Annotated in this window: 27 protein-coding genes; 9 read left to right on the top strand and 18 right to left on the bottom strand. The window is 61.1% G+C overall.

Translation table 11 applies throughout. The features are described 5' to 3' along the window. Nucleotides 1–53 precede the first annotated feature (53 nt). A complete protein-coding gene (locus tag CFBP4996_RS17635; RefSeq protein ID WP_080854376.1) occupies nucleotides 54–1055 on the bottom strand; it encodes a DUF2125 domain-containing protein in 1002 nt (333 codons plus the stop codon). Between the two features lie 49 nt (nucleotides 1056–1104). Here CFBP4996_RS17635 and CFBP4996_RS17630 point away from each other — a divergent pair, with 49 nt between their 5' ends. Beyond that, nucleotides 1105–1656 (top strand): gamma-glutamylcyclotransferase, encoded by a 552-nt coding sequence (locus CFBP4996_RS17630; RefSeq protein ID WP_080854873.1) that lies wholly within the window; start codon nucleotides 1105–1107, stop codon nucleotides 1654–1656. Here CFBP4996_RS17630 and CFBP4996_RS17625 read toward each other — a convergent pair. The 4 genes from CFBP4996_RS17625 to ftsE form a co-directional block, all read right to left on the bottom strand. Then, nucleotides 1629–2426 carry a lysophospholipid acyltransferase family protein gene (locus CFBP4996_RS17625; RefSeq protein ID WP_080854377.1) on the bottom strand — a complete coding sequence of 266 codons (798 nt, stop codon included), beginning with the start codon at nucleotides 2424–2426 and terminating at the stop codon, nucleotides 1629–1631. The two genes, CFBP4996_RS17630 and CFBP4996_RS17625, sit on opposite strands and share 28 nt — an antisense overlap. 115 nt (nucleotides 2427–2541) lie before the next feature. Then, entirely contained in the window at nucleotides 2542–3258 is a 717-nt protein-coding gene (locus CFBP4996_RS17620) for a YdcF family protein (protein WP_059755508.1), read from the bottom strand. A 128-nt stretch (nucleotides 3259–3386) separates the two neighbouring features. Then, complete coding sequence (locus CFBP4996_RS17615; protein WP_080854379.1) at nucleotides 3387–4394, bottom strand: cell division protein FtsX; 1008 nt, start codon at nucleotides 4392–4394, stop codon at nucleotides 3387–3389. Further along, nucleotides 4387–5046: a cell division ATP-binding protein FtsE gene (gene ftsE, locus CFBP4996_RS17610; protein ID WP_003497447.1), complete on the bottom strand. Its 660-nt coding sequence runs from the start codon at nucleotides 5044–5046 to the stop codon at nucleotides 4387–4389. The genes CFBP4996_RS17615 and ftsE overlap by 8 nt, the downstream gene beginning before the upstream one ends. Before the next feature lie 201 nt (nucleotides 5047–5247). Between ftsE and CFBP4996_RS17605 the strand changes: the two genes are divergently transcribed. The 3 genes from CFBP4996_RS17605 (at nucleotide 5248) to CFBP4996_RS17595 (ending at nucleotide 7034) form a co-directional block, all read left to right on the top strand. Continuing rightward, nucleotides 5248–5919, top strand: a complete 672-nt coding sequence (locus CFBP4996_RS17605) for a hypothetical protein (RefSeq protein ID WP_080854380.1) — start codon at nucleotides 5248–5250, stop codon at nucleotides 5917–5919. 70 nt (nucleotides 5920–5989) lie between these two features. After that, nucleotides 5990–6532 carry a hypoxanthine phosphoribosyltransferase gene (gene hpt / locus CFBP4996_RS17600; RefSeq protein WP_004445644.1) on the top strand — a complete coding sequence of 181 codons (543 nt, stop codon included), beginning with the start codon at nucleotides 5990–5992 and terminating at the stop codon, nucleotides 6530–6532. A gap of 142 nt (nucleotides 6533–6674) precedes the next feature. After that, a complete protein-coding gene (locus CFBP4996_RS17595; RefSeq protein ID WP_003497441.1) occupies nucleotides 6675–7034 on the top strand; it encodes a response regulator in 360 nt (119 codons plus the stop codon). Between the two features lie 257 nt (nucleotides 7035–7291). Here CFBP4996_RS17595 and CFBP4996_RS17590 read toward each other — a convergent pair whose 3' ends face one another. From CFBP4996_RS17590 to argH, 4 genes are all read right to left on the bottom strand, one after another. Continuing rightward, nucleotides 7292–9982 (bottom strand): TIGR02302 family protein, encoded by a 2691-nt coding sequence (locus CFBP4996_RS17590; RefSeq protein ID WP_080854381.1) that lies wholly within the window; start codon nucleotides 9980–9982, stop codon nucleotides 7292–7294. Between the two features lie 178 nt (nucleotides 9983–10160). Continuing rightward, a complete protein-coding gene (gene lysA / locus CFBP4996_RS17585) occupies nucleotides 10161–11429 on the bottom strand; it encodes a diaminopimelate decarboxylase (RefSeq protein WP_080854382.1) in 1269 nt (422 codons plus the stop codon). 13 nt (nucleotides 11430–11442) lie between these two features. Next, entirely contained in the window at nucleotides 11443–11646 is a 204-nt protein-coding gene (lptM, locus tag CFBP4996_RS17580; RefSeq protein ID WP_003497438.1) for an LPS translocon maturation chaperone LptM, read from the bottom strand. 94 nt (nucleotides 11647–11740) lie between these two features. Further along, on the bottom strand, nucleotides 11741–13141 hold the full coding sequence (gene argH, locus CFBP4996_RS17575) for an argininosuccinate lyase (RefSeq protein WP_065657061.1): 1401 nt from the start codon (nucleotides 13139–13141) through the stop codon (nucleotides 11741–11743). Between the two features lie 24 nt (nucleotides 13142–13165). Here argH and tlpA point away from each other — a divergent pair, with 24 nt between their 5' ends. Next, complete coding sequence (tlpA, locus tag CFBP4996_RS17570; RefSeq protein ID WP_080819340.1) at nucleotides 13166–13834, top strand: thiol:disulfide interchange protein TlpA; 669 nt, start codon at nucleotides 13166–13168, stop codon at nucleotides 13832–13834. A 135-nt stretch (nucleotides 13835–13969) separates the two neighbouring features. Continuing rightward, complete coding sequence (locus tag CFBP4996_RS17565; protein WP_080854383.1) at nucleotides 13970–15217, top strand: MgtC/SapB family protein; 1248 nt, start codon at nucleotides 13970–13972, stop codon at nucleotides 15215–15217. A gap of 18 nt (nucleotides 15218–15235) precedes the next feature. Here the strand turns inward: CFBP4996_RS17565 and CFBP4996_RS17560 are convergent, their stop codons facing one another. From CFBP4996_RS17560 to CFBP4996_RS17530, 7 genes are all read right to left on the bottom strand, one after another. Beyond that, nucleotides 15236–16117, bottom strand: a complete 882-nt coding sequence (locus CFBP4996_RS17560) for a 3-hydroxybutyryl-CoA dehydrogenase (RefSeq protein WP_003523331.1) — start codon at nucleotides 16115–16117, stop codon at nucleotides 15236–15238. Nucleotides 16118–16233: 116 nt separating this feature from the next. Then, nucleotides 16234–17163 (bottom strand): electron transfer flavoprotein subunit alpha/FixB family protein, encoded by a 930-nt coding sequence (locus CFBP4996_RS17555; protein ID WP_080853765.1) that lies wholly within the window; start codon nucleotides 17161–17163, stop codon nucleotides 16234–16236. 25 nt (nucleotides 17164–17188) lie between these two features. Then, nucleotides 17189–17935, bottom strand: a complete 747-nt coding sequence (locus CFBP4996_RS17550) for an electron transfer flavoprotein subunit beta/FixA family protein (RefSeq protein ID WP_003520827.1) — start codon at nucleotides 17933–17935, stop codon at nucleotides 17189–17191. A 184-nt stretch (nucleotides 17936–18119) separates the two neighbouring features. Further along, a complete protein-coding gene (locus CFBP4996_RS17545) occupies nucleotides 18120–18893 on the bottom strand; it encodes a rhomboid family intramembrane serine protease (RefSeq protein ID WP_059753723.1) in 774 nt (257 codons plus the stop codon). 32 nt (nucleotides 18894–18925) lie between these two features. Further along, a complete protein-coding gene (locus tag CFBP4996_RS17540) occupies nucleotides 18926–19504 on the bottom strand; it encodes a cob(I)yrinic acid a,c-diamide adenosyltransferase (RefSeq protein ID WP_020813416.1) in 579 nt (192 codons plus the stop codon). A gap of 1 nt (nucleotide 19505) precedes the next feature. Further along, nucleotides 19506–19703 carry a twin transmembrane helix small protein gene (locus tag CFBP4996_RS17535; RefSeq protein WP_003520830.1) on the bottom strand — a complete coding sequence of 66 codons (198 nt, stop codon included), beginning with the start codon at nucleotides 19701–19703 and terminating at the stop codon, nucleotides 19506–19508. A 16-nt stretch (nucleotides 19704–19719) separates the two neighbouring features. Next, nucleotides 19720–20553: an SDR family oxidoreductase gene (locus tag CFBP4996_RS17530; RefSeq protein ID WP_080854384.1), complete on the bottom strand. Its 834-nt coding sequence runs from the start codon at nucleotides 20551–20553 to the stop codon at nucleotides 19720–19722. Nucleotides 20554–20732: 179 nt separating this feature from the next. On the opposite strand from CFBP4996_RS17530, the gene CFBP4996_RS17525 reads away from it, so the two are divergent. After that, nucleotides 20733–21650, top strand: a complete 918-nt coding sequence (locus CFBP4996_RS17525; RefSeq protein WP_080854874.1) for a YihY/virulence factor BrkB family protein — start codon at nucleotides 20733–20735, stop codon at nucleotides 21648–21650. Here CFBP4996_RS17525 and gluQRS read toward each other — a convergent pair. Further along, nucleotides 21618–22517, bottom strand: coding sequence for a tRNA glutamyl-Q(34) synthetase GluQRS (gluQRS, locus tag CFBP4996_RS17520; protein WP_080854385.1), 900 nt, complete (start codon nucleotides 22515–22517; stop codon nucleotides 21618–21620). The two genes, CFBP4996_RS17525 and gluQRS, sit on opposite strands and share 33 nt — an antisense overlap. A gap of 38 nt (nucleotides 22518–22555) precedes the next feature. On the opposite strand from gluQRS, the gene CFBP4996_RS17515 reads away from it, so the two are divergent. After that, nucleotides 22556–23212 carry a DNA-3-methyladenine glycosylase family protein gene (locus CFBP4996_RS17515; RefSeq protein ID WP_170988581.1) on the top strand — a complete coding sequence of 219 codons (657 nt, stop codon included), beginning with the start codon at nucleotides 22556–22558 and terminating at the stop codon, nucleotides 23210–23212. Between the two features lie 6 nt (nucleotides 23213–23218). Here the strand turns inward: CFBP4996_RS17515 and CFBP4996_RS17510 are convergent, their stop codons facing one another. After that, nucleotides 23219–24637, bottom strand: a complete 1419-nt coding sequence (locus tag CFBP4996_RS17510; protein WP_080854386.1) for a helix-turn-helix domain-containing protein — start codon at nucleotides 24635–24637, stop codon at nucleotides 23219–23221. Between the two features lie 118 nt (nucleotides 24638–24755). Here CFBP4996_RS17510 and CFBP4996_RS17505 point away from each other — a divergent pair, with 118 nt between their 5' ends. Further along, nucleotides 24756–26288, top strand: a complete 1533-nt coding sequence (locus CFBP4996_RS17505; protein WP_020813422.1) for an acyl-CoA carboxylase subunit beta — start codon at nucleotides 24756–24758, stop codon at nucleotides 26286–26288. The last annotated feature ends 5 nt before the right edge of the window (nucleotides 26289–26293 follow it).

The raw sequence follows: 26293 nt of genomic DNA, 5'->3' as shown, positions 1-26293 counted from the left end.
CGGCGTCATCCTCGGGTCAAGCCCGAGGATGACGCCGAGTATAAATCAATCCTTCAGATCGGCGGGATTTTTCCAAGCGGAATAAAGCCGCTGACCGTGGCGCGACCACGATCCACAACGAGATCGACGGATGCCCGGTCACCGCCGCCGGCCAGCGCGCCGAGCAGTTTGCGGGCCGTATCGATGGTGGACTGCAGCTGCGGGAAGACCTGCTTGGCATTGTCCGACCATGCGCCGAGCTTTTCTATTTCCAGCTTGAACTGGCCGGAGAGATAGCCCTCATTGTCGAAGGAGAAGGGGCCGCTGATGCGCATGGTTCTGCCTTCGCCAATATCTGCCACCAGCCGGCGAAGCTCGCCGCTCGCGCCATAAAGGCCCGATCTGTCGCTGCCATCCACCATGCCCGCCTTGCCGGCAAGGGTGACATCGGCAATGGCGTTGAGGCGCGGCAGAAGCTGCGGCCAGTCCTTGACAACGGTTGCGGAGTCGGTGAGCGTGATGGCCCCGTCGAGATCGGCGCCGTTCTGGCGCAGATGCATTTCCGTTTTTACCGCATCGAAATCGATGGTCTGGCCGGTGACGGAAGAAACCGCCTGCGCTTTCAGCCCGTCGATGATGAGCGAGCTGCGATCGATGCCCCTCAGCTTGGTGACGATGCTGGACTGCATGTTCTGCCAGGTCGCCGAAATCGTCAGACCGTGGGCGGAACGGATTTCCGCCGGCGAATCGAGTTCCCAGACGATGTGGCCGGGATTATAGACCTGCGCCGCCGAGCGAAGTTCGCCGAAGGAAGCGGAGACGCCGTTCTCCTTGTCATCCACCGTCACTTTGGAGCAGAAGAGGCCGATGCGGAAGGGATAACCCTTGAAGGCGATATCGCCGCATTCACCGCTGACGCTGCGGGCCTGCGAGGGGGCAATGACGTTCAGAACCGTCTGCTTCAGCCTGTCGGCGGCGTAAAACCACCCGGCGGTATAAAGTCCGATGACCACGAGGATGGCGATGGCGAGCCAGAGGAATTTTTTGGCGGTGCCGGATTGGCTTGACGCTGCCATATTGATCTCCGATGAACAGACTTCAGACAATTTCGATTTGGCTTGGGATATGGACGATTTTTGGGTCTTTGGCTACGGTTCGTTGATGTGGAACCCCGGCTTCGCCTTTGAAGAGCGGCAGCAGGCGCGGCTGCACGGGTATCGGCGCTCGCTCTGCATCAGTTCCAACTTTTATAGAGGCACCGAAGAAAAGCCCGGTCTCGTTCTCGGTCTGGAGCGCGGCGGCTCCTGCCTAGGCGTCGCTTTCCGCGTGCGCGGACAGGACCGTGAGCCGGTCATGATCTATCTGCGCGAGCGCGAACTGGTGACGAATGTCTATAAGGAGCGGCTGGTTTCCATCGCGCTTTCCGATGGCAGACGCAGCAGCGCGGTGACCTATGTGGCCGATCCCGCGCATGAGCAATATATCGGCGGTCTCGGCGTTGCCGAATCGGCGACCATCGTTGCAGGGGCAACGGGCCGGTCCGGGCCGAATACGGATTATGTTTTCAACACCGTGCAGCATCTGCAGGAGATGGGCATTCGCGATTCCCTGCTGGAGAGCATCGCCAAAAATGTCGGCACGCTCGCCGCTCAGCCGGCGACGGTTTCCTTGCCCTGAAGTTCGGCGATCCGCTTCACGGCGGTCGGCGGCAGCGGCAAATGCGGGTTGTTGCGCACGGTTTCCAGCAGCAATTCGTCGCTCGCCTTTTCCGTTACGTCGATCAGGCGCTTGAAAAACACGTCGGGGTCCAGCCCGGGCTCGATGGCCGGCAGGATACGCACCTTGAAATGGCCGGGATAGCGCATGGTGGAACGGCGCGGCCAGAACAGGCCGGGATGCATGGCGACGGGAATGACCGGAACCTGCAGATCGCGGTAAAGCCTTGCGATGCCGTAACGATATTCGGGCTCGGCGCCCGGCGGGCGGCGCGTGCCTTCGGGATAGATGATGAGTTCGCGGCCGGCGGCCATTTCCTCTTTCGCCCGCTCCATTACCTTCAGCATCACCTTGCCGCGTGCGGCGCGGTTGACCGGGATCATGCGCTGTTTCATCACGTACCAGCCGAACAGCGGAATCCACATCAACTCCCGTTTCAGAATGTAAACGGGGTCTGGCAGATTGGGGAGCAGCGCATAGGTATCCCAGAAGGATTGATGCTTGGGCGCGAAGATGCAGCCGGTCTCGGGAATGTTTTCCAGCCCCTCGATCTCGAAGGTGGTGCCGACGATGGTTTTCATCAGCCAGTGATTGGACCGCGCCCAGTTCTTCGGAATTTCGAAGGCGATCTTGCGCGGCAGAATGAAATAGATCGGCGTCAGCACGATCATGCGGACAATCAGGTTGAGATAAAACAGCATATTGAAAAGAAAAGAGCGCAGCTTGAGCATCAACAGCCTTCCCGGAGCGCAGCCGTTCCGAAGCCTTGGACAAGCCTCGATGCCGGATGCCGATGCCAGACGCCTACACGAAAACAAGGGGCCGCAGCAAGCACGTTCTCGCCGGTCAGGATGAAGCGGTTGTCGTCTTTATCCGGGAATGATCGGCGGCGGCCTTGCGCAGACCGTCGCCCTTGCCGAAGCCGGTGAGGTCGCGTCCCGCCGCCGCCACGAACTTCAGATATTCGTAAAGCATGGTTCTCACCACATCCGGCTCCACGAACCAGTTGGTGCGGGCGAGATCGGCGCTGATGACGGGATAGGCGATGAATTGCGTCTGCGGGCTGGCGCTGCGCAATTCATGCAGGCTGCGATGCATATGATAATTATTGGTGACGACGACGATGGAGGAATAATTGTGGTCGCGTATCCAGCTTGCCGCCTCATTGGCGTTGCCGATCGTGTCTATCGCCTTGTAGCCCATATCCACGCAGCAGGAAAACATGTCGGATGACCCTTGCGTCATCTTGCGGATCTGCGAGCGGGTGGTGGCCGGGTTGACGCCGGAAATCAGAAGCCGCTTGCCCACACCGTCTCTCAACAGGCCGACTGCCTGTTCGATGCGCTGATAACCGCCGGTAAGCACGATGATGGCATCGCCTCTTGCCCCCTCCGGCGGACGCATGGAGGCGACGGAATCGGCAAACCACAGGAAACCGCCCGAAAATGCGCCGAGCACAATGACGCAAAGCAGGATGAGGCCGCGAATAAAACGGCGCAGAGGACCGCGCCGCGACAACAGGCCCTTTCTGGCCGGTCGCGCTGTCGTCTGATCCTGGTCCATCCGACTCACAAACATTCCTCCTGAATACTCGCCGATTAAGGCAAGGAACAGGCATTTTTGTCCACCGTCTGCAGGTTACATCCGGCTTGTGACGGTTTCAGTCTTACCGCAGGATTCCGGGGGTGTTCTCACGATGCAAGACCGTCGCTTTTCGATGGATCCGAGCGGACGCGGTCGATATCGTCGATGGTGCGGATGACGGTCACGCGCGCCGTGATGGTGGTTAAAAGCGCGATGATGATCATCGTCATGGCAATGCCGAAATAACCGCCGAGACCGACCGAAAACGACCCGAAAAGCGCGCTCGCCTGATCGCTCTGCGGCGTGGCGACCGTGCTCGATTGCCAGAAACCGGCGACAAGGAAAACCGCCGCAGCCAGTGCGCTGCCCGCCGCCGCCCCCTTGAGGCTGATCTTCAGGAAGTGTTTCTGGAATTCGTGCGCCACAAAACTGCTTTCCGCGCCGACGAAATGCAGAACCTCGACGATATGCCGGTTGCCGGAAAGCGCGCCGCGCGTCGCAAACACCACCGTCAGCACCATGGCGGTGAAAACGAGGATAAGAACGCCGACGCCGATCATGACAGTGGTTCTGGCCATGGAGACCAGCCTGTCGACCCAGGTGCGGTGGTCGTCCAGAAATGCCTGCGGAATCTCGGCCTTCAGCATATCGCGCATCGCCTGGAAATCGGGCGGATTGTTTTCGTCGATGGTGATGACGACGAGACGCGGCACCGGCAATTCGGAAAGATCGAGACCGCTGCCGAGCCATGGCTCCAGCAGGCGCGATGTCGCCGCATCGTCGAGGATGGTGCCATCCCGCGTGCCGACGAAGGTGAGCGCCAGATTGCGCGCCTTGTTCAGCGCCGCATCCATGTCCAGCCCGTCCTCGGGCTTGATCTGGATGGTGATCTCGCGGGAAATCTGGCTCTGCCAGGTGGCGGCGGTGGCGCGCACCATGGAGACGGCGCCCAGCGTCAGGCAGGCGAGAAAGGCCATGATGGCGATGACCACCATCAGCGCATTGCCCTGAATATTGGAGGGCGGCAGAATCGGCGCCATCGGGCGGATGCGCATGGGCGGGCGCTTCGGCTGCGCCGCTTCCGGCTTCAATTGTTTGCGGTTGATCTCATTCATAGATGTCGAGCCGCCCTTCGGTCAGGATCATCCGGCGCGCATCGATCTGGTCCATCAGGCCGAAATCATGGGTGGCGATGACGACGGCCGTGCCCAGCCGGTTGAGTTCCAGGAAAAGGTTGAGAAGGCGCTTGGCCATCGGCGGATCGACGTTGCCGGTCGGCTCGTCGGCCAGCAGGATTTCGGGTTGGTCCATCAGCGCGCGGGCAATGGCGGCGCGCTGCTTTTCCCCGCCGGAAAGAATGGCCGGCAGCACATTGATGCGCTCGCCGAGCCCCACCCATTTCAGAAGCTCGATCACATCGTTGCGATAGGCGCTTTCTTCCTTGCCGCGCACGCGCAGCGGCAGGGCGACATTCTCATAGGTCGTCAGGTGATCGAGCAGCCGGAAATCCTGAAACACGATACCGACACGGCGGCGCAGCATCGGCAACTCGCTGCGCGGAATGCGCGATACATCGCGGTTGAACATGCGGATATTGCCGCGAGTCGGCTGCAGCGACATCAAAAGCAGGCGGAGCAGCGTCGTCTTGCCGGCGCCCGACGGGCCGGTTAGAAACTGGAACGAACCCTTGGGGATATCGAAGGTCATGTCCCTCAGGATCTCGGGTCCCATGCCGTAACGCAACCCGACATTTTCGAAATGGATCAACGGACTTCCAGTCTCTTCGTTTCGTGGTGGTTCGCAAGCCGCTGGCGCATGGGGTTCGGATGTCGGGGTTTAACCCGGATCCGGCAGCCTGTGCGAGCCGTTTTTGCGAAGCATTAACCAATTAAATTTAAAACTTGGCAGGATTCGTTGCAATGCCCAGTTTTGCGGGCCGGAAAACCTCACCCAAGGAATTCTATGGCTATGTTCCGTTCATCTCGCCGGCAAGCGGCATTCGATTTCGACCTCCTGATGCCGGAAACGCCGGTGCGCCGCACGGCGCGGGCGGCAAATCCCGACCGCGATGTGGTAGACGCGGAATTTGTCACCATCAAGGAAAACCGTTCGCGGCAACCCGGAAACGACAATCGTGGTGCTGCGCGCCGGCAGGCGGCAAAACCACCCGTCACCATCGGTGTGCTCGGGCTCGCCTTCATCGGCTGGCTGGATCGCAGATTATCCCGTCTTTCGGCGGATGCCTATTCGGCGCTGGTGGCGGGGCTCGCGATTTTCGTCTTCGTCTGCTCGGGAGGTCTTTCGGTGGTCGTGCCGGAAAAGTCGGCTGTTGCTGCTTCGGTGAACCCTCTCGCCATTTCCCATGTCACCGTGACCCCGATGGAGGCGGATGGCATGGATACTTTGCTCATCAACGGCATTGTCGAAAATAATGGCGGCAATCTCGAAGAGGTGCCGGCCCTCCGCGCCGATCTCTTCGCCGCCAAGGGACAACTGGTGGCCAGCATGGTCATCGAACCGCCGGTGAAGGAGATGCAGCCCGGTTTCAGCCACGGTTTTTCGGCAAAGTTGCGCCATCCCGGTGGAAAAACGCCCGAGATCAAGCTTTCCTTCGTTGAGGCGGGTGCGTCCGAACGCTGACTGTGCTAACGCGTGGTCATCGTATTTTTACTGAAAGGTAAAATCGGCAAGGCGCAGCACAGGAGTAAGAATGCCCGTCGTCCGTGGAAAAAACATCGAGCCGCTTTATACCGCCGAGCAGATCGCCGAGCGCAATCGCGACATGGCCAAGCACATCGCCAGCGGCCCGACCAAGGATTTGCTGGTCATTGCCGTGCTCAAGGGATCGTTCATTTTCGCGGCCGATCTTATCCGCGCGCTGCATGATAGCGGCCTTGCCCCTGAAGTCGAGTTCATCACGCTGTCGAGCTATGGCACCGGCACGGTTTCGCAAGGCGTCAGAATCGTCAAGGATATCGACAGCGACGTGAAGGACCGCGATGTCCTCTTGATCGACGATATTCTCGAATCCGGCCGCACGCTGCGTTTTGCCAAGGAACTGCTTTACGAGCGTGGCGCCCGCAACGTCACCATCGCCGTGCTGCTCGACAAGAAGGTCAAGCGCAAGGAAGATCTGGAGGCCGATTATGTCGGTTTCGAGTGTCCCGACTATTTCGTCGTGGGCTACGGCATGGATGTCGCTTATGCCTTCCGCGAACTGCCCTTTGTCGGCGTCGTGACCGGCGACGCCTGAGCTTTTTCGCCGTGCCGGAACGGCACAGCGCGGAGACGCCTCATTAACCATTCACCCAGCCAAAGCCTGGGTGTTTACCTCTTGAAAAGAGGAGCCTGCGATGTTGCTCACGGCTGGAAATGATGCCCAGGAGCAATGAGTAATGGCGAAGATTCTGATTACCGAAGACGAGGATGCATTGCGGGCTTTCGTCGCTCGCGCGCTGCGTCTCGACGGTCACGAGACCCATGAGGCGGCGGATGGCGAGCAGGGGCTGGAAAAGCTTCAGGAAACCAGTTTCGATCTTCTTCTTTCGGATATCCGCATGCCGGTCATGGATGGCATCGAGCTGGCGCACCGCGCAGCCGAACGCTTCCCGGCCATGCGCATCCTGCTGATGACGGGTTACGCCGAACAGCGCGAACGGGCTGACGATCTTGCGGAGAAGATCGTGGACGTGGTTTCCAAACCCTTTGCGCTTCCGGATATTCGCAAGGCTGTGGCGCGGGCGCTTGCGGCCTGAGTGATAAGGGCGCAGAGATCTAAAGGGCGGCCGTCGGGCCGCCTTTTTTGTTGGTCAGTCCCCTGGCTCAGCGCAGTTCCCTACCTCCGTCATTCCGGCCTTGAGCCGGAATCCAGCCAGCCCAAGTCCTTGGGCTGAAAGAACTCTTTCCGCCGCGCAGACGCACGCCGACTGGATGCCGGATCAAGTCCGGCATGACGGAAACTTTAGCTTCTGAAACAGGATGTAACGAGGCGCGCCATTACCTGTGCGAACCCTCACTGTATATCCAGCAACCGCTCCAGATACCGCCGCTCGATTTCACCGGGCGGATTGTTGCCGAGCTTTTCGCGGATCGCCTCGAGGATTTCGCGGGCGCGCTGTACGTCGATTTCATCCGGCACCTTCACCTGATCGCCGAAATCCGGGCCGGTGGTGCTGCGCGGACGGCCGAGCGGATCACGGCCGTTCTGGCCGCCCTGGCCCGCCATGCCCTCCTGACCTTGCCCCGGCTGCTGGCCCTGCTGGCGCATGGCCTGCATGATCTGGCCCATCATGTCCTGCGCGCCCTGGCGCAGCGCATTCAGCGCATTGCCCTGACCTTCGACGGCCTGCTCGCCCTGCCCCTTGCCCAGCGCCTCGCCGGCGCCTTGCATTTCCTGCTGCGCCTTGCCGAAGTTTTCGCCCGGTTCCATGCCGAGATCGCGCAGCCCCTGCTGCAATTCGCCGAGCTGCTTGCCGAGCGCATCCTGCTGGGCCCGCAGGTTTTTCAGCGCCTCGCGCAATTGTTCGGCGGTCATCTGGTCGCTTGGTTGTCCGCCCTGCTGTCCGTTCTCGCCCTGTTGGCCCTGCTGTCCCTCTTGCGGCTGCTGGCCGTTTTCACCCATCTGCTGTTCGTCTTCACCGCCCTGCTGCGGGTCGCCGCGCTGCATGCGGTCGCGCAGCGCCTGATCCAGTTTGAAGGTCTCATCCATCAGCTTCTGCTGCTGTTGCAGGATTTCGCCCAGCTTGTCGATCTGCTGGCGCATCTTGCTGCTCTGCTGCTGCCCCTGCTGGCCCTGACGCTGCGGCCTGCCTGCCTGCAGATTGTTCATCATGCGCTGCAGTTGCGAGAGCATTTCCTGCGCCGCGTCGCGATTGCCGGAGCGGGCGAGGTTTTCGATCTGGTTCATCATGTTTTCCAGATCGCGCTGACGCAGCACGTTCTGTGCTTGGCTGTTCATGTTGGCCTGCGGCGCATTCTGCATGCGCTGCGCAAGCTCGCTCATGAACTGCTGCATGGCTTCGCGCAGTTCCTGCATCAGCTTGGCGATTTCCTCGTCGGAGGCATTGCGCTGAAGCGCTTCGGAAAGCGCATTCTGCGCATCGCGCAGGCGCCTTTCGGCTTGCGAAAGATCGCCGTCCTCGATGCCGAGCGCGATTTCCCAAAGATAATCGGCCGTATCCTTCAGCATCTCCTCATTATAGGCGAGCCGCATGCGGGTCTGCGCCGATTGCAGCAGGAGATAATGCGTCGTGTTGGGAATGGTCTCTTCCGGGCGCAGGCCCACCGCCTCGTTATAGGCGATCGCCTTCGGCATCTGGCGCGTATCGAGCGAAAATATCTGCCGCTGCTCGGCAATGGAGGCGGCCAGCGGTTCGGAGAAATTGCGGCCCGGCAGCACCATTTCATGCGCGGGGCTGCGGCCTGTCTGGCCGGCGCCATCCGTCGCCACCAGCGTGATGCGCACGCGTTTTCCCGCCATCGGATGTTCGGTCAGGTTGCGGCTGGTCAGGCCCTTGATCTCGCGATTGTTCTGCCGCGGCAGATCGAGCTTGAATTCCGGCGGCGGATAAAGCGCGGTCGCACCTTCCGCAACGCCAATCGGCTCGATGATGGCATGGGCTTCCTTAAGCCCATAATCGTCCTTGGCGGTGAAGCCGATTTCCAGCGCGCCGTTAACGGCCCGGCGCGGCATGTTGTCGAAGGCGATGCTGGGCGGCTGATCGGGGATGACGTTGAACACCCATTGTTCGCCATTCGCGGTAATCATGCCGCTTTCGGTAACATCCATGGCGAAAGTGCGCGGCGCGACGGGCTGATCCGCCGAACGAACCGGCGTTTGAACGGCGATATCGCCGCTTGCGCTGTCGGCACGCGCCGCTTCCGGCGCAAGCTTTTGCAGCGCGCCTGCCATTTCCGGTTCGAAGGTCACTTCCTCGCCGCCATCGCCGCCGGTCATGCGGATCGTCAGCTTGGAGGATTGCGGCACGGAAACCGCGTCACGGTTGGTTGCGTCGCGTCCGGTCAGGAAAATCGGCGCGCGGCCGGTATAGGATGGCGGCGTGACCCAGGCATCGAGACGGATATCCGGATTGAGCGGACCGACGGCCGGTCGGCTGCGAAAGGCATCGGCAATCGTGCCCGCGCCGTTGGAATAGGAAAAACCGAAGGCGGCGGCGAGAAGAAGGGCGGGAACGGCACGCAGCGCCAGACGGTCATAACGGGCGATATCGGGTTTCGGCAGGCCGGCATTCAGCGCGGCGATGCGCTCCGCCATGCGGATCTGGTGTTCTTTCCACAGCGTTCGGGCAAAGGGCGTATCGAAGGCCGGTTCGTCCTCCTGCACGCCAACCGGCTGGTGCGCGAGACCGTTGCGATCTTCAAGGAGGCGGGATGCATCGTGGTCCGTCGGCCATTTCTGCCGCACGATTGGTAGGAGAGTGGCGATGAAGGAGAAGACGAGCACGAAAACAACGCCGAGCCGCAGGAAATCCGGCATCTGCCGGTAGAGGCCGAACCAGGCAAGCGCCAGAAACACGGCGGCGATGGAGAGAGGCCAGAGCGTTTTCGGCGCAATTTTCTCCGAAAGCAGCACGATTTTCGCGAAGAAGCGCTTGGCGGCAATCCGGCGGGCAAGGTCCGGCCGCTGCGCGAACGCGCCGGTCGGGCGCTTTCTGCCTGTCCTGTCCTCTCCGGCTGTGGTCATCAATCCGTTCTCCCGGTTCTGGCCACGTCGAACGCCATTCCCGGAACGGCGCGCTGTTTATATCACGGGAGCAAGGATAACATTCTTTGTGGCGAAGACGAGGGCGCCCAAGCCCTCACCCCCATTTTTTAGGCAGCTTCGCTTGATTGTGATCGGCCAACCGGTGATGCGGGCGAGATCAATCGAGCCAGGCGGGCACGGAATCGAGCGCGATCAGCTCTTCATAGGTGCCGCGCGGGCGAATGACGTGGAATTTGTCATCCTTTACCAGCACTTCCGGCACCAGCAGGCGCGAGTTGTAGGTGCCGGCCTGCACCGCGCCATAAGCACCGGCGGAACTGACGGCGATCAGATCGCCCGGCTGCGGGGCAGCCATCTCGCGGTCGAGCGCCAGATAGTCGCCGGTCTCGCAAACGGGGCCGACGATATCGGCCTTGATGCGCGGCGTATCTTCTGCCGGCTGCACCACCGGGCGGATGCCATGATAGGCCTCGTAAAGCGTCGGGCGGATGAGGTCGTTCATGGCGCCGTCGACGATCACGAAGGTCTTTTCGCCGCCGTCCTTCACATAGATCACTTCCGTCACCAGAATGCCGGCATTGCCGACGATCAGGCGGCCCGGTTCGGTGACGATCTTGCAGTTGAGGCTCTTCAGCTCGTTCTTGACGATATGGGCATAGGCATCCGGTAGCGGCGGCGGATTATTGTCATCGCGATAGGGAATGCCGAGACCGCCGCCAATATCGACGTGGCTGATCGTGTGTCCGTCAGTGCGCAGCGCCTCGACAAGCTCGCGCAGCAGCCGGAAGGCATCCTCGAAAGGCTGCAATTCGGTGATCTGGCTGCCGATATGCATGTCGATGCCGGTGACTTCGATGCCGGGCAGGGTGGCGGCATGGGCATAGACCGCACGGGCGCGCTCATAGGAAATGCCGAACTTGTTTTCTTTCTTGCCGGTGGAAATCTTGGCGTGGGTGCGCGCATCCACATCCGGATTGATGCGGAAGGAGACATGCGCCTGCTTGCCGACTTTCACGGCGCGCAGGTTGAGGACTTCCAGCTCCGGCTCGGATTCGATGTTGAAGCAATAGATGCCGGCTTCCAGCGCATAATCCATTTCCGCAACCGTCTTGCCGACGCCGGAAAACATGATGCGGCTTGCCGGAACGCCGGCTGCGAGTGCGCGGCGCAATTCGCCGCCCGAAACGACGTCGATGCCCGCGCCGAGCTTTGCCAGCGTCTTCAAAACCGCCTGGTTGGAATTGGCCTTCATGGCATAACAGACCATGGCGTCCACATCCGCAAAGGCGCCGGAAAACACCTTGTAATGGCGCTCCAGCGTCGCAGTCGAATAGATGTAGAATGGCGTGCCGACCGCCTTGGCGATCTCAGGCACGGGCACGTTTTCGGCGTGCAGCACGCCGTCGATATAGCCGAAATGGTTCACAGGCTTTTATCCGTCAGAGAAGCTTGTCGAGAATGAACGGCCGTTCCGCCGTCGCCGGCTTTGTCTCCGTTCCGTCGGCATTGCGCTTGTTGCGCATTTCGACCGGCGTGCTCGGCGGGTCGATGTCGCCCTTACGCCCACAGGCGCTGAGAACAAGGCTGACGGCGAGCGTCATGCCGATGGGAACGATAAGTTTGCGCGCGGTTTTTGAAAGCATGGGCCTGTCCAAAGGAAATATGTGCCTCTCTGATAACGAAAAACAGGGCGCTTGTGCACCCTGTTTCTTGTGATCGCAGCGTAACGCGATTTTATCAGTTGCGTCCGCGCCACCAGGCGATCTGCTTCTTCACTTCGGAAGGGGCCGTGCCGCCGAAGCTGGTACGGCTGGCGACCGATGCCTCGACGGAAAGAACGTCGAAAACACCCTTGGTGATGCCGGGGTGGATGGCCTGCAATTCCTCAAGCGAAAGATCGGCAAGATCGCAGCCCTTCTTTTCCGCCAGCGCCACGGCATTGCCGGTCACATGATGGGCATCGCGGAAGGGCAGGCCCGCTTCGCGCACCAGCCAGTCGGCAAGATCGGTAGCGGTGGAATAGCCTGAACCGGCGGCGGCGCGCATGCGGTCCTTGCGCACTTCAAGGTCGCGGATCATGCCGGTCATGGCGGCAATCGCCAGTTCCAGGCTCTCGGCGGCATCGAAAACCTGTTCCTTGTCTTCCTGCATGTCCTTGGAATAGGCGAGCGGCAGGCCCTTCATCACTGTCAGAAGAGCGATCAGCGAGCCGTTGATGCGGCCGGTCTTGGCGCGCACCAGCTCGGCGGCGTCCGGGTTCTTCTTCTGCGGCATGATCGAGGAGCCGGTGGAGAAGGCATCCGACAGGCGGATAAAGCCGAATTGCGGCGTCGACCAGATGACGATTTCTTCGGCGAGGCGCGACAGATGCGTGGCGCAGATGGAAGCGATAGACAGGAATTCCAGCGCGAAATCGCGGTCGGAAACGGTGTCGATGGAATTACGGGTCGGTTCGCGGAAGCCGAGCGCCTTCGCCGTCATATGGCGGTCGATGGGATAGCCAGTGCCGGCAAGGGCGGCCGCGCCGATCGGGCTTTCGTCCATGTGCTCGATGGCGTGGCGCACGCGGGCGCGGTCACGGCCGAACATTTCCACATAGGCCATGCAATGATGGCCGAAGGTCACCGGCTGCGCTGTCTGCAAATGGGTGAAGCCAGGCATGACCGTATCGGCATTTTCTTCGGCGCGATCTAGGAAGGCGGCGATGAGGGCGGTCAGCATACCCTCGGTCTTCTGCAGTTCTTCCTTGACCCACAGGCGGAAATCGAGCGCTACCTGGTCGTTGCGCGAGCGGGCGGTGTGCAGGCGGCCGGCGGCGGGGCCGATCAGCGTTGCAAGCCGCGCTTCGATGTTCATGTGGATGTCTTCGAGCTTGCGCGAGAATTCGAAGCTGCCGGCTTCGATCTCTGACAGGATCGTGTTCAGGCCCTCGGTGATCTTGTCTTTATCTTCCGGCGAAATAATGCCTTTAGATGCCAGCATGGCGGCATGCGCCATAGAGCCGCGGATATCCTGGGCGTAAAGCTTCTTGTCGAAGCCGATGGAGGCATTTATCTCTTCCATGATGGCAGATGGCCCGGAAGCGAAACGCCCGCCCCACATCTGGTTGGAGGATTTCTGATCTGTGCCGTCAGCCATGTTCGCAGTGCCCTGGAGTATTCGATGACAGAAAAAAGGCCGTTCAGGCTTCCTTCCGCCAAGTTGGTTGCAATTGCTGCCGTTGCCGGTGTCTTAAGCGGCGCGGGCGCGGTCTGGTTCAGGCATATTGGGTCTGAGAGCCCGGTTCAAGGGGCAGCGGTGACTGACGCCGGTTTATGTGAGGGGGCGGCGAACCGCATCGCTTCGCTGAAGCCGTTTTTGAAGGGGCAGGTGGCGGCCATGTCGGCCACGGACACGCCGCGCATCATTCCTCTCTCCTTCAAGGGGCCGCAGGCGCAGGACATGACGCTTGCCGATCTCAAGGGCAAGGCGGTTCTTCTCAACCTCTGGGCCACATGGTGCGTGCCCTGCCGCGAAGAGATGCCGGCGCTGAACGCGCTTGAAAAGGAAAAGGGCGGTAACGCTTTCGAGGTCGTGGCCGTCAATATCGATACCGGCGCGGATGAAAAACCGAAAGCCTTCATGGATGAATACAAGATCGATGCGCTGAAACACTACCGCGACAGTTCCATGGGCGTCTTCAACGTGCTGAAAAAGGAAGGCCTCGCCTTCGGCCTGCCGGCAACCCTGCTGCTGGACGAAAACGGCTGCCTGCTTGCGGCCATGAACGGCCCAGCGGCGTGGGACAGCGAGGATGCCAAGGCGCTGGTGACAGCCGCGACTGGAAAATGATGCCGGCGGCTGGATATTGAGGGCTGTAGCCGCAACCGCCTTCAAAGCCGGCTCTTCCAGCGGACGGGCCGGTACAGACAAGCCCGTACCCGCCTCGTATAATGATCCTGGCTTCCGCCATGAATGGGTGCCGATATGGAGTTGCTTATTCCCCGGCTTGGTCTTGCCCTCGCCATCGGCCTGCTTGTCGGTCTTGAGCGCGGCTGGCGGGAGCGCGATGCGCCGGCGGGCAGCCGCACCGCCGGGATCAGGACCTATGGCATTGCCGGCCTGCTGGGTGGCGTCTTCGGCGTATTGGCCGCCGAGCAGAACAGCGCCTTCGCCTTCGCTGCGGGTTTTCTGGGGTTCGCATTCAGTTTTTCATGGTTCAAGCTGCGCGAGGCGCGCCATGACAACGATTTCAGTGTCACCGGCGTGGTGGCGGCGCTCTGCGTCTTTGCCCTCGGCGGGCTTGCGGTAACGGCGCAATATCAGGCGGCGGCGGCCGGTGGTGCTGCCCTGGCCGCACTGCTAGCGGGCAGGGAAGTTCTCCACCGTCTGCTGAAACGGCTGACATGGATCGAACTGCGCTCCGCGCTGGTGCTTGCCGTGATGACCGCCGTTGGCCTGTCGATCCTTCCGAACCGGACGATCGATCCGTGGGGCGGTTTCAACCCCTGGGAAATATGGCTGTTCACCGTGATCAGCGCCACCATTTCCTATTGCGGTTATATTGCCGTGCGCCTCCTCGGCTCAACCCGTGGCCTGCTGGTGACCGGGCTGGCGGGTGCCCTCGTTTCATCGACCGCCGTAACCGCCAGCTTCGGGCAGAAGGCGAAAAGCGGTGAAAACGTGTGGCCTCTGGCCGGTGTGGCGGCGCTGGCCGCGGCCGTATCGCTGCTTAGGGTTCTCGTTATCGTTCTCGCTCTTTCGCTGACGACGTTTTCCCTTATCGCACCGGCAGTACTTGCCGCCGCACTGGTTCTCGGGTTAAGCGGCGCTGGCCTGATAAGGCTGCAGGACATGCAGCCCGGGCAGGAAATCGACGCAAAGAACCCGTTCGAACTGGCGCCGCTTGCCATTTTCGCCGCGCTCTTTGCCGCGACAAGAACGCTGAATGCCGTTCTTCTCGTCTGGATCGGAGCGGGCGGCTTCATCGCCCTCACGGCCTTGTCGGCCATATTCGATGCCGATGTCGCGGTTCTCAGTGCGTTGCGAACCAGCGCACAGAATCTGTCGCCGGATATCGTGGCGAGCGCGATCCTCGCTGCACTCGCCGCCAACGCGGTAGGGCGCGTATTCGTCGCCGCCGTTTCCGGAACGCTCGTTTATTGCGGGTTGCTCACGGCCGCATCCGTCGCCGCCGCCGGCGTCGGATCGATCATCTATCTGGTCATTGCCTGAGGGTTCAGGTGAAGGGGTTCAGCGCGTCGGAACCGGCGTCTCGCCGCGATAATCGTAGAAGCCGCGGCCTGATTTGCGGCCGAGCCAGCCGGCCTCGACATATTTGACCAGCAGCGGGCAGGGGCGGTATTTGCTGTCGGAAAGGCCGTCATGCAGCACCTGCATGATTGACAAACAGGTGTCGAGACCGATGAAATCGGCAAGCTGCAGCGGTCCCATCGGGTGGTTGGCGCCGAGCCGCATGGCGGTGTCGATGGCTTCCACCGAGCCGACGCCTTCATAAAGCGTATAGATCGCCTCGTTGATCATCGGCAGCAGGATGCGGTTGACGATGAAGGCCGGGAAATCCTCGGCAACGGTGATCGCCTTTTCCAGCGTCCGCACATAGTCCTTCGCCGCGTCGAAGGTCTTTTCATTGGTGGCGATGCCGCGCACCAGTTCCACCAGCTTCATCACCGGCACCGGATTCATGAAGTGGATGCCCATGAACTGTTCCGGACGGTCGGTGGCGGATGCAAGCCGGGTGATGGAGAGCGACGAGGTATTGGTGGCGAGCAGCGCCTCGGGCTTCAGGATCGGGCAGACCTGCGCATAAATCTTGCGCTTGATCTCCTCGTTTTCCGTCGCGGCCTCGATGACGAGGTCCATGGCCGCCAGATCGTTGATGTCGGTCGAGCCGCTGATGAGCGCCAGCGCCTGCTTGCGGGCGTCGTCCGAAAGCTTGCCATTGGTGACCTGGCGGGCGAGATTGCCGTTGATCGTGGCAAGACCGGCCTCGATGCCTTCCTTGGAAAGATCGTAGATATGGACCTTGTAGCCGGCAATGGCGGAGACATGCGCAATGCCGCATCCCATTTGACCGGCTCCAATGACACCGATGTTCTTAAAGGGGGCGGTCATAGGCTGGTCTCCTCTCAGGGATTTTGTCTGCGTTATTGCCGGCGATGTTACGCATATCGCCGAAAAAGAGAAGGCGGCGCGTTTAAAAAACGCGCCGCCTCCAATTTATGCTTAAATTACAGCGCCTTCTCGAGTTCCGGCAGCGCCTCGAAGAGGTCTGCGACGAGGCCATAGTCTGCCACCTGGAAGATCGGCGCTTCCTCATCCTTGTTGATGGCGACGATGACCTTCGAATCCTTCATGCCGGCCAGATGCTGGATGGCGCCGGAAATGCCGGCGGCGATGTAAAGCTGCGGCGCAACCACCTTGCCGGTCTGGCCAACCTGCCAGTCGTTCGGCGCATAACCGGCATCGACGGCCGCACGGCTGGCGCCAACGGCGGCACCGAGCTTGTCGGCGACGGGAAGGATGACTTCCTTGAACTTCTCCGAGGAACCGAGCGCCCGGCCACCCGAGATGATGATCTTGGCCGATGTCAGTTCCGGACGGTCGGACGACGCCAGCGCATCGGAAACGAAGCTGGAAAGGCCGGGGTTTGCAGCAGCGCCAATGGTTTCAACCGCTGCCGAGCCGCCTTCGGCTGCGGCTGCAAAGGCGGTCGGACGCACGGTGATGACCTTCTTCGCATCGGTCGCCTGCACCGTCTGGATGGCGTTGCCGGCATAGATCGGCCGCTTGAAGGTGTCAGGGCTGACGACCTCGATGATTTCCGAGACCTGCGCGACGTCAAGAAGGGCCGCAACGCGCGGCGTCACGTTCTTGGCCGAGGCGGTCGCCGGGGCAATGATGACGTCATAGGAAGGCGCAAGCGAAACGATCAGCGCCGCCAGTGGTTCTGCCAGTGCATTGGCATAGGAGGCGTCGTCGGCGAGCAGCACCTTGGATACGCCGGAAAGTTTCGCCGCTGCGTCAGCTGCACCCTTTGCACCGGAACCGGCGACGAGAACATGGACGTCGCCGCCAATTTGCGTTGCCGCCGTCAGCGTCTTGCCCGTCAGGTCGGAAAGGGTTGCGTTGTCGTGTTCTGCCAGAAGAAGAATGGCCATAAGAATATCTCCCTTTTCCGAAACCTTAGAGGACGCCGTCGGCTTTGAGTTTTTCGACCAGCTCGGCAACCGAGCCGACCTTGATGCCGGCCTTGCGGCCTGCCGGCTCTTCGGTCTTCAGCACCTTCAGGCGCGGCGAAACATCGACGCCGAAATCGGCCGGCGCCTTCTTGTCGAGCGGCTTCTTCTTCGCCTTCATGATGTTCGGCAGCGAAGCATAACGCGGCTCATTGAGACGAAGATCGGTGGTGACGACGGCGGGAAGCTTCAGTTCAACCGTCTGCAGACCGCCATCGACTTCACGGGTGACCGCGACCTTGCCATCGGACGGTACGACCTTGGAGGCGAAGGTGCCCTGGCCCCAGCCGAGCAATGCTGCCAGCATCTGGCCGGTCTGGTTCGAATCGTCATCGATCGCCTGCTTGCCGACGATGACGAGGCCGGGCTGCTCAGCCTCCGCCACACCCTTCAGAAGCTTGGCGACGGCGAGCGGCTCGACCGTCTCGTCGGTCTCGATCAGGATGGCGCGGTCGGCGCCCATGGCGAGCGCGGTACGCAGCGTCTCTTCCGCCTTGGCCGGACCGATGGAGACCACTACAACCTCTTCGGCCTTGCCGGCTTCCTTCAGGCGCAGCGCCTCTTCCACCGAGATTTCGTCGAACGGGTTCATCGACATCTTCACATTCGCAAGCTCAACGCCCGAACCATCCGATTTTACGCGGATCTTAACGTTGTAATCGACGACTCGTTTGACGGGGACAAGGATCTTCATCGGCGGCTTTCCTCAAACTCCTGTCCGCTTTGGCCAGTTGACCGCGCGGACCTCCAAAAACAGGTTGGCGACATGGATAAGCATTTTTCCCGCAATTACAACGGAGCAATCTTCATTATCACATGCACGTAAGGCATATCTTACGTTGACGTTCACGTAAATACTCTATCTCTTTCGCAAGAGCTCATCTGCTCCCGTCATAGCCCCGTTCGATTTGCGACAACCCCGCCGTTTGCGACGGATTCTTGAACTGTGCCGCCCTCGGCGGAACAATGGTGCGGTCAAACAGGGGAACGCCCCGCCTGCGCATGAAGATCACCATGATTGCGCCCGCCATGATGCCGCCCACATGCGCGCCCCAGGAAACGTTTTCCTCGAGCCCGAGCGCCAGCATCAGGAACTGCTGGCCGATCCACAGCGCCAGAGGAATGAAGGCGGGCAAAGGAAGCGGAATGCGCATGAGAACCAGCACCCAGACGCGCACCCTGGGATGCAGCAGGAAATAGGCCGCGACGACGCCGGAAACCGCACCCGAAGCGCCGATCAGCGGCCCCTCCGAGGTGGGGGCGACGAAACCGTGAAACAGCGCGCCGGCGATGGCGCAGGCGATGTAGAAGATCAGGAAACGGAAATGGCCGAGCGCATCCTCGACATTGTCGCCGAAGACCCAGAGAAACAGCATGTTGCCGGCCAGATGCCAGAAATCGAGATGCAGGAAAGCATAGGTGACAACGGTCAGGTCATCGGGCACGACCTGCAGGGCGGGTTCCAGATAGGCGTAGTCGAACACCACTGCCGGAATGAAACCGAGGCCGAGCGCTGCCGCATTGGCCTGCGTGTCGCTGGCCAGCACCCCGGTAAACAGCCAGACCAGCACATTGACCACGATCAGGCCGATGGTGACATATTGCAGCCGGATATGTTTGAGGGAATTCGCATCGTGCAGCGGTATGAACATCGAACGCCCTTTGGTTGCGTCATTGAAACGCTTTAGCGGTTCTTGCCGGGAACCCACAATATATCGGCCTTGCCGGCATCATTGGCGAAGCGGGCGGCGACGAACAGGAAGTCGGACAGGCGATTGGCATATTTCAGCGCCGCCGGGCTGACGATCTCATTCTCAGTGACGGAAAGTTCCACCATCAGTCTTTCCGCGCGCCGGCAGACGGTGCGCGCCATATGCAGGCTGGCCGCCGCCGCACTGCCGCCCGGCAGCACGAAAGAGGTGAGCGGTTCAAGGGCGGCATTGAGATCGTCGATTTCGTTTTCCAGCCGCGTGACCTGGCTTTCGACGATGCGCAGCGGCTCATAGGAAAGCGGTTCGCCGCTGTCCGGCGTGGCGAGATCGGCGCCGAGATCGAAAAGATCGTTCTGAATGCGGAAGAGCATGGCATCCAGCTTTTCCATCCCGCCCGTATGAAGCCGCGCGACGCCGATGGCCGAATTGGTCTCGTCCACCGTGCCATAGGCCTCGACGCGAAGATCGTGCTTCAGGCGGCGCGGGCCGGAAACCAGCGCCGTGGTGCCCTTGTCGCCGGTACGGGTGTAGATCTTGTTCAGCTTCACCATGTCAGCGGCCACCGCCGGTGAGCCAGAGGGTGAACATGATCAGCACAATCGCCACAGCCTGCAAAAGCAGGCGAAGCTGCATCAGCTTGTTGGAGCGGTTGGCGTCCTGTCCCTTCAGCATGTTGAAGAGGCCGCGTATCAGCACGATGACGACGAGGCCCATGACGATAAGGGCCAGAACGGTGGTGAAGCCGGACATGCGGTATTACTCCTCCTCAATCGAATCTGCGCAGCAGACGATAGAAAAGTCCGGCAGGCAAGAGCCGTTTCAGCACAAGCCCCTGTTTGGCCGGCACGGTAACGGGATAATGCGGTTTCGGCCTTTTGGCGGTCAGGGCATGTTTCAGCACGGCATAAACGGCGTCCGGGCCGAGCTTGTGGCGGTTGACGGGGCCGGAACCATCCATGCGCGCCAACTGGCGTTTATATTCCGCCGCATGGGCGGAATTTTCGAGATCGATGTGCTCGTTGATATGGGCAAGCGCCGTTGCGGTGAATTTGGAGGTGATCGGCCCCGGTTCGATCAGGCTGACATGGATGCCGCTGCCCTGAAGCTCCATGCGCAGCGTGACGCCCAGCCCCTCGAGGGCGAATTTCGAGGCGGTGTAAGCGCCGCGATAGCGATAAGGCACAAGGCCGAGAATGGAGGAGCAATGCACGATGCGCCCCGCACCCCGGGCGCGCATGAAGGGAATGACCCGCCGCGTCAGATCGTGCCAGCCGAAGACATTGGTTTCGAACTGTGCCCGCAGCGCCTCGACCGGCAAATCCTCCACCGCGCCCGGTTGGCCATAGGCGCCGTTGTTGAAAAGCGCATCGATGCGGCCGCCGGTCCGGGCCGCGACGGTGTCCACCAGCGCGGCGATGGTTTCCGGCTTGGTGTAATCCATGATCAGGGTCTCGATGCCCAAGTTTTCAAGCGCCGCCATGTCGGCGATGCGCCGCACGGTGGCGAAAACCCGCCAGCCGTCCCGGTGGAGCGCGCCGGCGCAATGGGCGCCGATGCCCGAGGAACATCCGGTGATGATGATGACGGGTTTTTCAGACATTTGCCGCTCCGGGAAACCGACTGTTGCTCTGGCCCGATTGCCCGGCCCGTTAAAATCCGATCGCGCGAAATCTATGCCCTGCGGGAACCGAAAGGCCAGCTTGCGCGCTGTACAAAGCGAAGCTGATTTCCCATATTCGGCTCGAAGTTACAAATGAAATGCCGATGAATGGAGGTGACATGGTTGCCGCAGTGCGCCTGGCAGGCAAGGTTGCCTTCGATGCCTATTCCCATTTCGCCGAGGATGACGGCTGGGCGATGGCGAGCCATATGGCGCTGTCCATTCTGCTGGCCCTGTTTCCGTTCCTGATCTTCGGCACGGCTCTCGCCGGTTTTCTGGGGGCGGATCAGTTTTCCGAAACGGCGGTGCATCTGATTTTCGACACCTGGCCGGAGGCGATTGCCGGGCCGCTGGCGGCGCAGGTGCAGCAGGTGCTGACCATTCCGCGCGGCGGGCTGCTGACGATTTCGGTACTGGCGGCCGCCTATTTTGCGTCCAATGGTGTGGAAGCGCTGCGCATTTCGCTGAACCGCGCCTATCGAGTCACCGAGACGCGCTGGTGGTATGTCACACGCCTGCTCAGCCTGCTTTATGTGCTGATCGCCGTTGTGGTCTTCACCGGCATCAGTATCGTGCTTGTCGCGGTGCCGGTCGCCATGTCCTTTGCGGAGGAGAAATTCCCCTGGCTGACGGATGTTCTGAACACCGTCTCCAGCCTCGGCCTTTACGGCACCATCGTGGTTCTGACGGCGGGGCTGGTGGCGGCGCATCTGTGGCTTCCCGCCGGCAAGCGCCGCATCTGGGATGTCTGGCCCGGTATTCTGCTGACGATGATCTTCTGGGTCATCGGTGCGGCCATCTTCGCTTATTATCTCTCTACCTTCGCCAATTATGCCGCGACCTATGCCGGTCTCGCCTCGGTGATGGTGGTACTGGTGTTTCTTTACATGGTCGGCGTCATCTTCATGCTCGGAGCGGAGGTGAATGCCGCCCTGATGAAATACAAGGTCCGCCAGATCATCCGCCGCAATATCGGCGGCAACAGCGCGCGTCGCGAGCAGGTTCTAGAGGAGCCCGACAAGCCGGCGGATATCTGAGGGCGCAGCACCTTCCGAACGAAGCGCGGAAATGCCGGTGCTGCCTTCGCTTTTCGAGAGCTTGCGTCCGTCCGCGCCCAAGATCAGCCGGTGATGGTGATAGCCCGGTTGCGGCAGGTCCAGCAGGTGTTGCAACAGCCGGTGAATGGCGGTGGCGTGATAGAGATCCATGCCGCGCACCACATGGGTTATGCCCTGCAGCGCATCATCCACCACAACGGAAAGATGATAACTCGACGGCGCGTCGGAACGCGACAGCACCACATCGCCCCAAAGCGCTGGCAGGGCCTCGATTTGTCCCGTCTCGCCGTCGCCGCTTTCCTGCCAGAACAGGGGGATACCGGCGGCGTGGATCGCCTTTTCCATGTCGAGCCGCCAGGCGTGCGGCCGGCCGAAGGCGAGCAGCGCATCCCGCTCCGCCTTTGGCCTCTCCCGGTCTATGGCCGGGTAAAGCGGCGCGCCATCGGGATCGCGGGGCCACAACCCTCCCTCCGCCTCGAAAGTACGAACGATTGCCTTGGTTTCTCCACGGCTCAGAAAAGCCGGATAGGCGAGGCCCGTGTCGATCAGCCTGTCCAGCGCCACACGGTACTCATCGAAATGCTCCGATTGCCGCCGCACCGGTTTCTCCCAGTCGAGACCCAGCCAGCCAAGATCGTCATAGATTGCCTGTTCCAGCTCCGGGGTGCAGCGCGTCTGGTCGATATCCTCGATGCGCAGCAGAAAGCGGCCGTCATTGTCTCGCGCCATATCATGGTTCAGGAAGGCGGAAAGCGCGTGGCCGAGATGCAGCAGGCCATTGGGACTTGGTGCAAAACGGTAAACCGGTTTTTGACGGATAGGCGAAGGCATGGTTTCTTCTGCCATGTTTTAAAGCACCCCGCCAGCGGCTGGCGGCATATGGAATGATGGACATGAAAATCATCACCGGGATGGACGACATCAGCGAAGGGCTGGAGCACCTCGCCCACCTCGATCCGGCTCTCGGCCTCGTCATCGAAAAAGCCGGTCCGCTGGAACTGCGCATTCATGAGCCCGGCTTTTCCGGCCTTGCCCATATCGTCGTCTCGCAGATGGTGTCGCGCGCCAGCGCCAATGCCATATGGGCGCGTATCCTTGCCGGCACCGGCGGCGCGGTCACGGCGGAAAATTATCTCGGCGCATCGGAGGAATTGCGCGCCACCTTCGGTCTTTCGCGGGCCAAGGCGACGACGCTGGAAGGGCTGGCGCGCGCCGTTACGGAAGGGCAGATCGATCTTGACGGCGTGGTGCGCAAGGAGGGGCGTGCGGCCCTTTCCGAGCTGGTGGCGCTTCGCGGTATCGGCCCGTGGACGGCGGAGGTCTATCTGATGTTCTGCGGCGGGCACCCGGATATTTTTCCCGTCGGCGATGTGGCGCTGAGATCGGCGGTGGCGCATGCGCTTGCCCTGGATGTGAGGCCGGAAGCGAAGTGGCTGGCGGAGCGGGCAACAATCTGGTCGCCATGGCGCTCCGTGGCCGCGCGGCTTTTCTGGGGCTACTACGCTAACATCATGCGGCGCGCCATGGTGCCGCTGCCCTGAGCGGGGTTAAAAATCGGCGATACTGTAGGGCAGGGCTCCGCGCGAAAGATGATCGAAATGCAGCTTGCGTTTCAGCGGCGGCACGGCGCGCTGCACGCAATCCACCCTCTCGCAGACCCGACAGGAAATGCCGATCGGTTTGAAGGAGGCCGCATTGCCGAGATCGAGCGTATCGGCATAGACGAAATTCTGCGCATGGGAAATTTCGCAGCCGAGCGCGATGGCATAACGCGGTCTTTCCGTGTTGAAACCGGCGCCGGCCTTTTCGATCTGCGTGGCGATGGAAAGATAGCGCACGCCGTCAGGCGTTTCGGCCAGTTGCCGCACGATCCTGTCGGAGCTTTCGAAGGCCTGATGGATATTCCACAGCGGACAGGCCGCCCCGAAACGGGCAAATTGCAGCCGCGTGGCGCTGTGGCGTTTGGTGATGTTGCCCGCGCGGTCGATCTTGGCGAAAAAGATCGGCACGCCTTTCATGCCCGGCCGTTGCAAGGTGCTCAGCCGGTGGGCCACCTGTTCGAGGCTCGCGCCGAAACGCACGGCGAGAAGCTCGAGGTCGTGGCGCAGTTCCTGTGCCGCCCGGTGAAAGCGGCCATAGGGCAGGATGAGGGCTGCGGCGAAATAATTGTGCAGCCCGATACGACAGATTTCCGCGGCTTCCGCATTGCGGAAACCGGCGCCGGCCAGCACCCTGTCCACCGTCGCACCGGCGTGAAGCTGGGCGATCTGCAATGCAAGCTGAAAACAGCGGGTCGGCGCGGCCATGTAGGAGCTGAGGGCGAGCGTCTTGCCGGCAGGATCGAAGTGCCGGATCAGACCGCCCGCCGCCTCGGTTCGGGTGATATGGATGCCGTAACGGCTCTTCAGATGCGCCGCCAGAATGCCATAGGTCTCGCCGCCTTCTATCTCCAGTTCTTCCGCCAGCTCCTCGGCCAGAAGATCGATCTCGGCAACGTAATTGTCGACGAAGTGGAAGAAATCGCGCACCTCCTCATAGGGGGTTCTTTCCACCTGCGCGGTGCCGCGGCCCAGCCGGTCATCCAGCTGCACCAGTTGCTCGCTGTTCTGGCGATAGGCCTGATGGGCGCGCAGCAGCGCATGGGCAAAACCCGGCGCGTTCTGGGCAATCAGCTTCAACTCCTGAAGCCCCGGCTCGTAATTCAGGAACAGCGGGTCTTTCAGCGCTTCGCGCACGGCGGAAACCAGCCGGTCGCTTTCACCGGTCGCCAGTTCCGCCATGTCGAGCTGGAATTTTTCCACCAGCGTCACCAGAACGCTGGCCGAAACCGGGCGTTGATTGTTTTCGATCTGGTTCAGGTAGCTCGCGGAAATGCCCAGCCGTTCGGCAAATTGTGCCTGCGTGGCGCGGGCGTTTTCGCGAAGGCCGCGAACCTTGCGGCCGATGAAGAGTTTTTCCGTCGCCATGTTGCAACTTTGCAAAATTAAACATTGCAAATATTTATGGCACGCATACGCGCACGATCAAGGCTTCTTGGCGAATGTTTTCTGGGCTATTGATCGTGGCACAACGCATGGAGGAAACATGCCCGGCATTCTGGAGCAATTGGAAACGCGGCGCGCTGAGGCGCGGCTCGGCGGCGGCGTCAAGCGCATCGAGGCGCAGCATGGCAAGGGCAAGCTGACGGCGCGCGAGCGTATCGACGTGCTCCTGGATGAAGGTTCTTTCGAAGAGTATGACATGTACGTCACCCACCGGGCGGTGGATTTCGGCATGGCGGAACAGAAGGTGGCGGGTGACGGTGTCGTCACCGGCTGGGGCACCATCAATGGCCGGCAGGTCTATGTATTTTCGCAGGATTTCACCGTGCTTGGCGGTTCGCTTTCGGAAACCCATGCCCAGAAAATCTGCAAGATCATGGATATGGCGGTGCGCAACGGCGCGCCGGTGATCGGCCTCAACGATTCCGGCGGCGCGCGCATTCAGGAAGGCGTGGCCTCGCTCGGCGGTTATGCCGATGTGTTCAAGCGCAATGTCGTCGCCTCCGGCGTCGTGCCGCAGATATCGGTCATCATGGGACCTTGCGCGGGCGGTGCCGTCTATTCGCCGGCCATGACCGATTTCATCTTCATGGTGCGCGATACCTCCTACATGTTCGTGACCGGGCCGGATGTGGTCAAAACCGTGACCAACGAGATCGTTACGGCGGAAGAACTGGGCGGAGCCTCCACCCATACGAAAAAATCCTCCGTCGCCGACGGCGCTTATGAAAACGACATCGAAACGCTGGAACATGTGCGGCTGCTGTTCGATTTCCTGCCGCTGAACAACCGCGAAAAGCCTCCGGTGCGCCCGTTCCACGACGATCCGGCCCGGCTGGAAGCACGGCTCGATACGCTGATCCCTGATAGTTCCAACAAGCCCTATGACATGAAGGAACTGATCCACGCGCTGGCCGACGAGGGCGATTTCTTCGAGTTGCAGGAGGCCTTTGCCCGCAACATCATCACCGGCTTCATCCGTCTCGAAGGCCAGACGGTGGGCGTCGTCGCCAACCAGCCGATGGTGCTGGCCGGCTGCCTCGATATCGACAGTTCGCGCAAGGCCGCCCGCTTCGTGCGCTTCTGCGATGCCTTCAATATTCCGCTGCTGACGCTGGTGGATGTGCCGGGTTTCCTGCCCGGAACGGCACAGGAATATGGCGGCGTCATCAAGCACGGCGCCAAACTTCTCTTCGCCTATTCGGAAGCGACGGTGCCCATGGTGACGCTGATCACCCGCAAGGCCTATGGCGGCGCTTATGACGTGATGGCCTCGAAACATATCGGCGCGGATGTGAATTACGCCTGGCCGACGGCGGAAATCGCCGTGATGGGCGCGAAGGGTGCTGCGGAAATCCTCTATCGTTCCGAGCTTTCCGATCCGGAAAAGATCGCCGCGCGCACGAAGGAATATGAAGAGCGTTTCGCCAATCCCTTTGTGGCGGCGGAACGCGGTTTTATCGATGAGGTCATCATGCCGCATTCCTCACGCCGCCGCATCGCCCGCGCCTTCGCGTCGCTGCGTAACAAGAGCGTGGAAACCCGCTGGAAGAAACACGACACTATTCCGCTCTGAGACTG

This window comes from Agrobacterium leguminum (assembly GCF_005144435.2).
Taxonomy (GTDB): domain Bacteria; phylum Pseudomonadota; class Alphaproteobacteria; order Rhizobiales; family Rhizobiaceae; genus Agrobacterium; species Agrobacterium leguminum.
This window is presented reverse-complemented; position numbering and strand designations above follow the sequence as displayed.

Bases quoted from the DNA above. Each gene is read 5' to 3' on its own strand.
- CFBP4996_RS17605 (WP_080854380.1), top strand. From the start codon at position 5,248: ATGTTCCGTTCATCTCGCCGGCAAGCGGCATTCGATTTCGACCTCCTG.
- CFBP4996_RS17595 (WP_003497441.1), top strand. From the start codon at position 6,675: ATGGCGAAGATTCTGATTACCGAAGACGAGGATGCATTGCGGGCTTTC.
- CFBP4996_RS17545 (WP_059753723.1), bottom strand. From the start codon at position 18,893: ATGTTCATACCGCTGCACGATGCGAATTCCCTCAAACATATCCGGCTG.
- CFBP4996_RS17635 (WP_080854376.1), bottom strand. From the start codon at position 1,055: ATGGCAGCGTCAAGCCAATCCGGCACCGCCAAAAAATTCCTCTGGCTC.
- argH (WP_065657061.1), bottom strand. From the start codon at position 13,141: ATGGCTGACGGCACAGATCAGAAATCCTCCAACCAGATGTGGGGCGGG.
- CFBP4996_RS17540 (WP_020813416.1), bottom strand. From the start codon at position 19,504: ATGGTGAAGCTGAACAAGATCTACACCCGTACCGGCGACAAGGGCACC.
- CFBP4996_RS17535 (WP_003520830.1), bottom strand. From the start codon at position 19,703: ATGTCCGGCTTCACCACCGTTCTGGCCCTTATCGTCATGGGCCTCGTC.
- tlpA (WP_080819340.1), top strand. From the start codon at position 13,166: ATGACAGAAAAAAGGCCGTTCAGGCTTCCTTCCGCCAAGTTGGTTGCA.
- CFBP4996_RS17530 (WP_080854384.1), bottom strand. From the start codon at position 20,553: ATGTCTGAAAAACCCGTCATCATCATCACCGGATGTTCCTCGGGCATC.
- CFBP4996_RS17620 (WP_059755508.1), bottom strand. From the start codon at position 3,258: ATGGACCAGGATCAGACGACAGCGCGACCGGCCAGAAAGGGCCTGTTG.
- hpt (WP_004445644.1), top strand. From the start codon at position 5,990: ATGCCCGTCGTCCGTGGAAAAAACATCGAGCCGCTTTATACCGCCGAG.
- CFBP4996_RS17625 (WP_080854377.1), bottom strand. From the start codon at position 2,426: ATGCTCAAGCTGCGCTCTTTTCTTTTCAATATGCTGTTTTATCTCAAC.
- CFBP4996_RS17560 (WP_003523331.1), bottom strand. From the start codon at position 16,117: ATGACCGCCCCCTTTAAGAACATCGGTGTCATTGGAGCCGGTCAAATG.
- CFBP4996_RS17510 (WP_080854386.1), bottom strand. From the start codon at position 24,637: ATGGCGACGGAAAAACTCTTCATCGGCCGCAAGGTTCGCGGCCTTCGC.
- CFBP4996_RS17525 (WP_080854874.1), top strand. From the start codon at position 20,733: ATGGTTGCCGCAGTGCGCCTGGCAGGCAAGGTTGCCTTCGATGCCTAT.
- gluQRS (WP_080854385.1), bottom strand. From the start codon at position 22,517: ATGGCAGAAGAAACCATGCCTTCGCCTATCCGTCAAAAACCGGTTTAC.
- CFBP4996_RS17565 (WP_080854383.1), top strand. From the start codon at position 13,970: ATGGAGTTGCTTATTCCCCGGCTTGGTCTTGCCCTCGCCATCGGCCTG.
- CFBP4996_RS17615 (WP_080854379.1), bottom strand. From the start codon at position 4,394: ATGAATGAGATCAACCGCAAACAATTGAAGCCGGAAGCGGCGCAGCCG.
- CFBP4996_RS17630 (WP_080854873.1), top strand. From the start codon at position 1,105: ATGGACGATTTTTGGGTCTTTGGCTACGGTTCGTTGATGTGGAACCCC.
- lptM (WP_003497438.1), bottom strand. From the start codon at position 11,646: ATGCTTTCAAAAACCGCGCGCAAACTTATCGTTCCCATCGGCATGACG.
- CFBP4996_RS17590 (WP_080854381.1), bottom strand. From the start codon at position 9,982: ATGACCACAGCCGGAGAGGACAGGACAGGCAGAAAGCGCCCGACCGGC.
- CFBP4996_RS17555 (WP_080853765.1), bottom strand. From the start codon at position 17,163: ATGGCCATTCTTCTTCTGGCAGAACACGACAACGCAACCCTTTCCGAC.
- CFBP4996_RS17515 (WP_170988581.1), top strand. From the start codon at position 22,556: ATGATGGACATGAAAATCATCACCGGGATGGACGACATCAGCGAAGGG.
- CFBP4996_RS17550 (WP_003520827.1), bottom strand. From the start codon at position 17,935: ATGAAGATCCTTGTCCCCGTCAAACGAGTCGTCGATTACAACGTTAAG.
- CFBP4996_RS17505 (WP_020813422.1), top strand. From the start codon at position 24,756: ATGCCCGGCATTCTGGAGCAATTGGAAACGCGGCGCGCTGAGGCGCGG.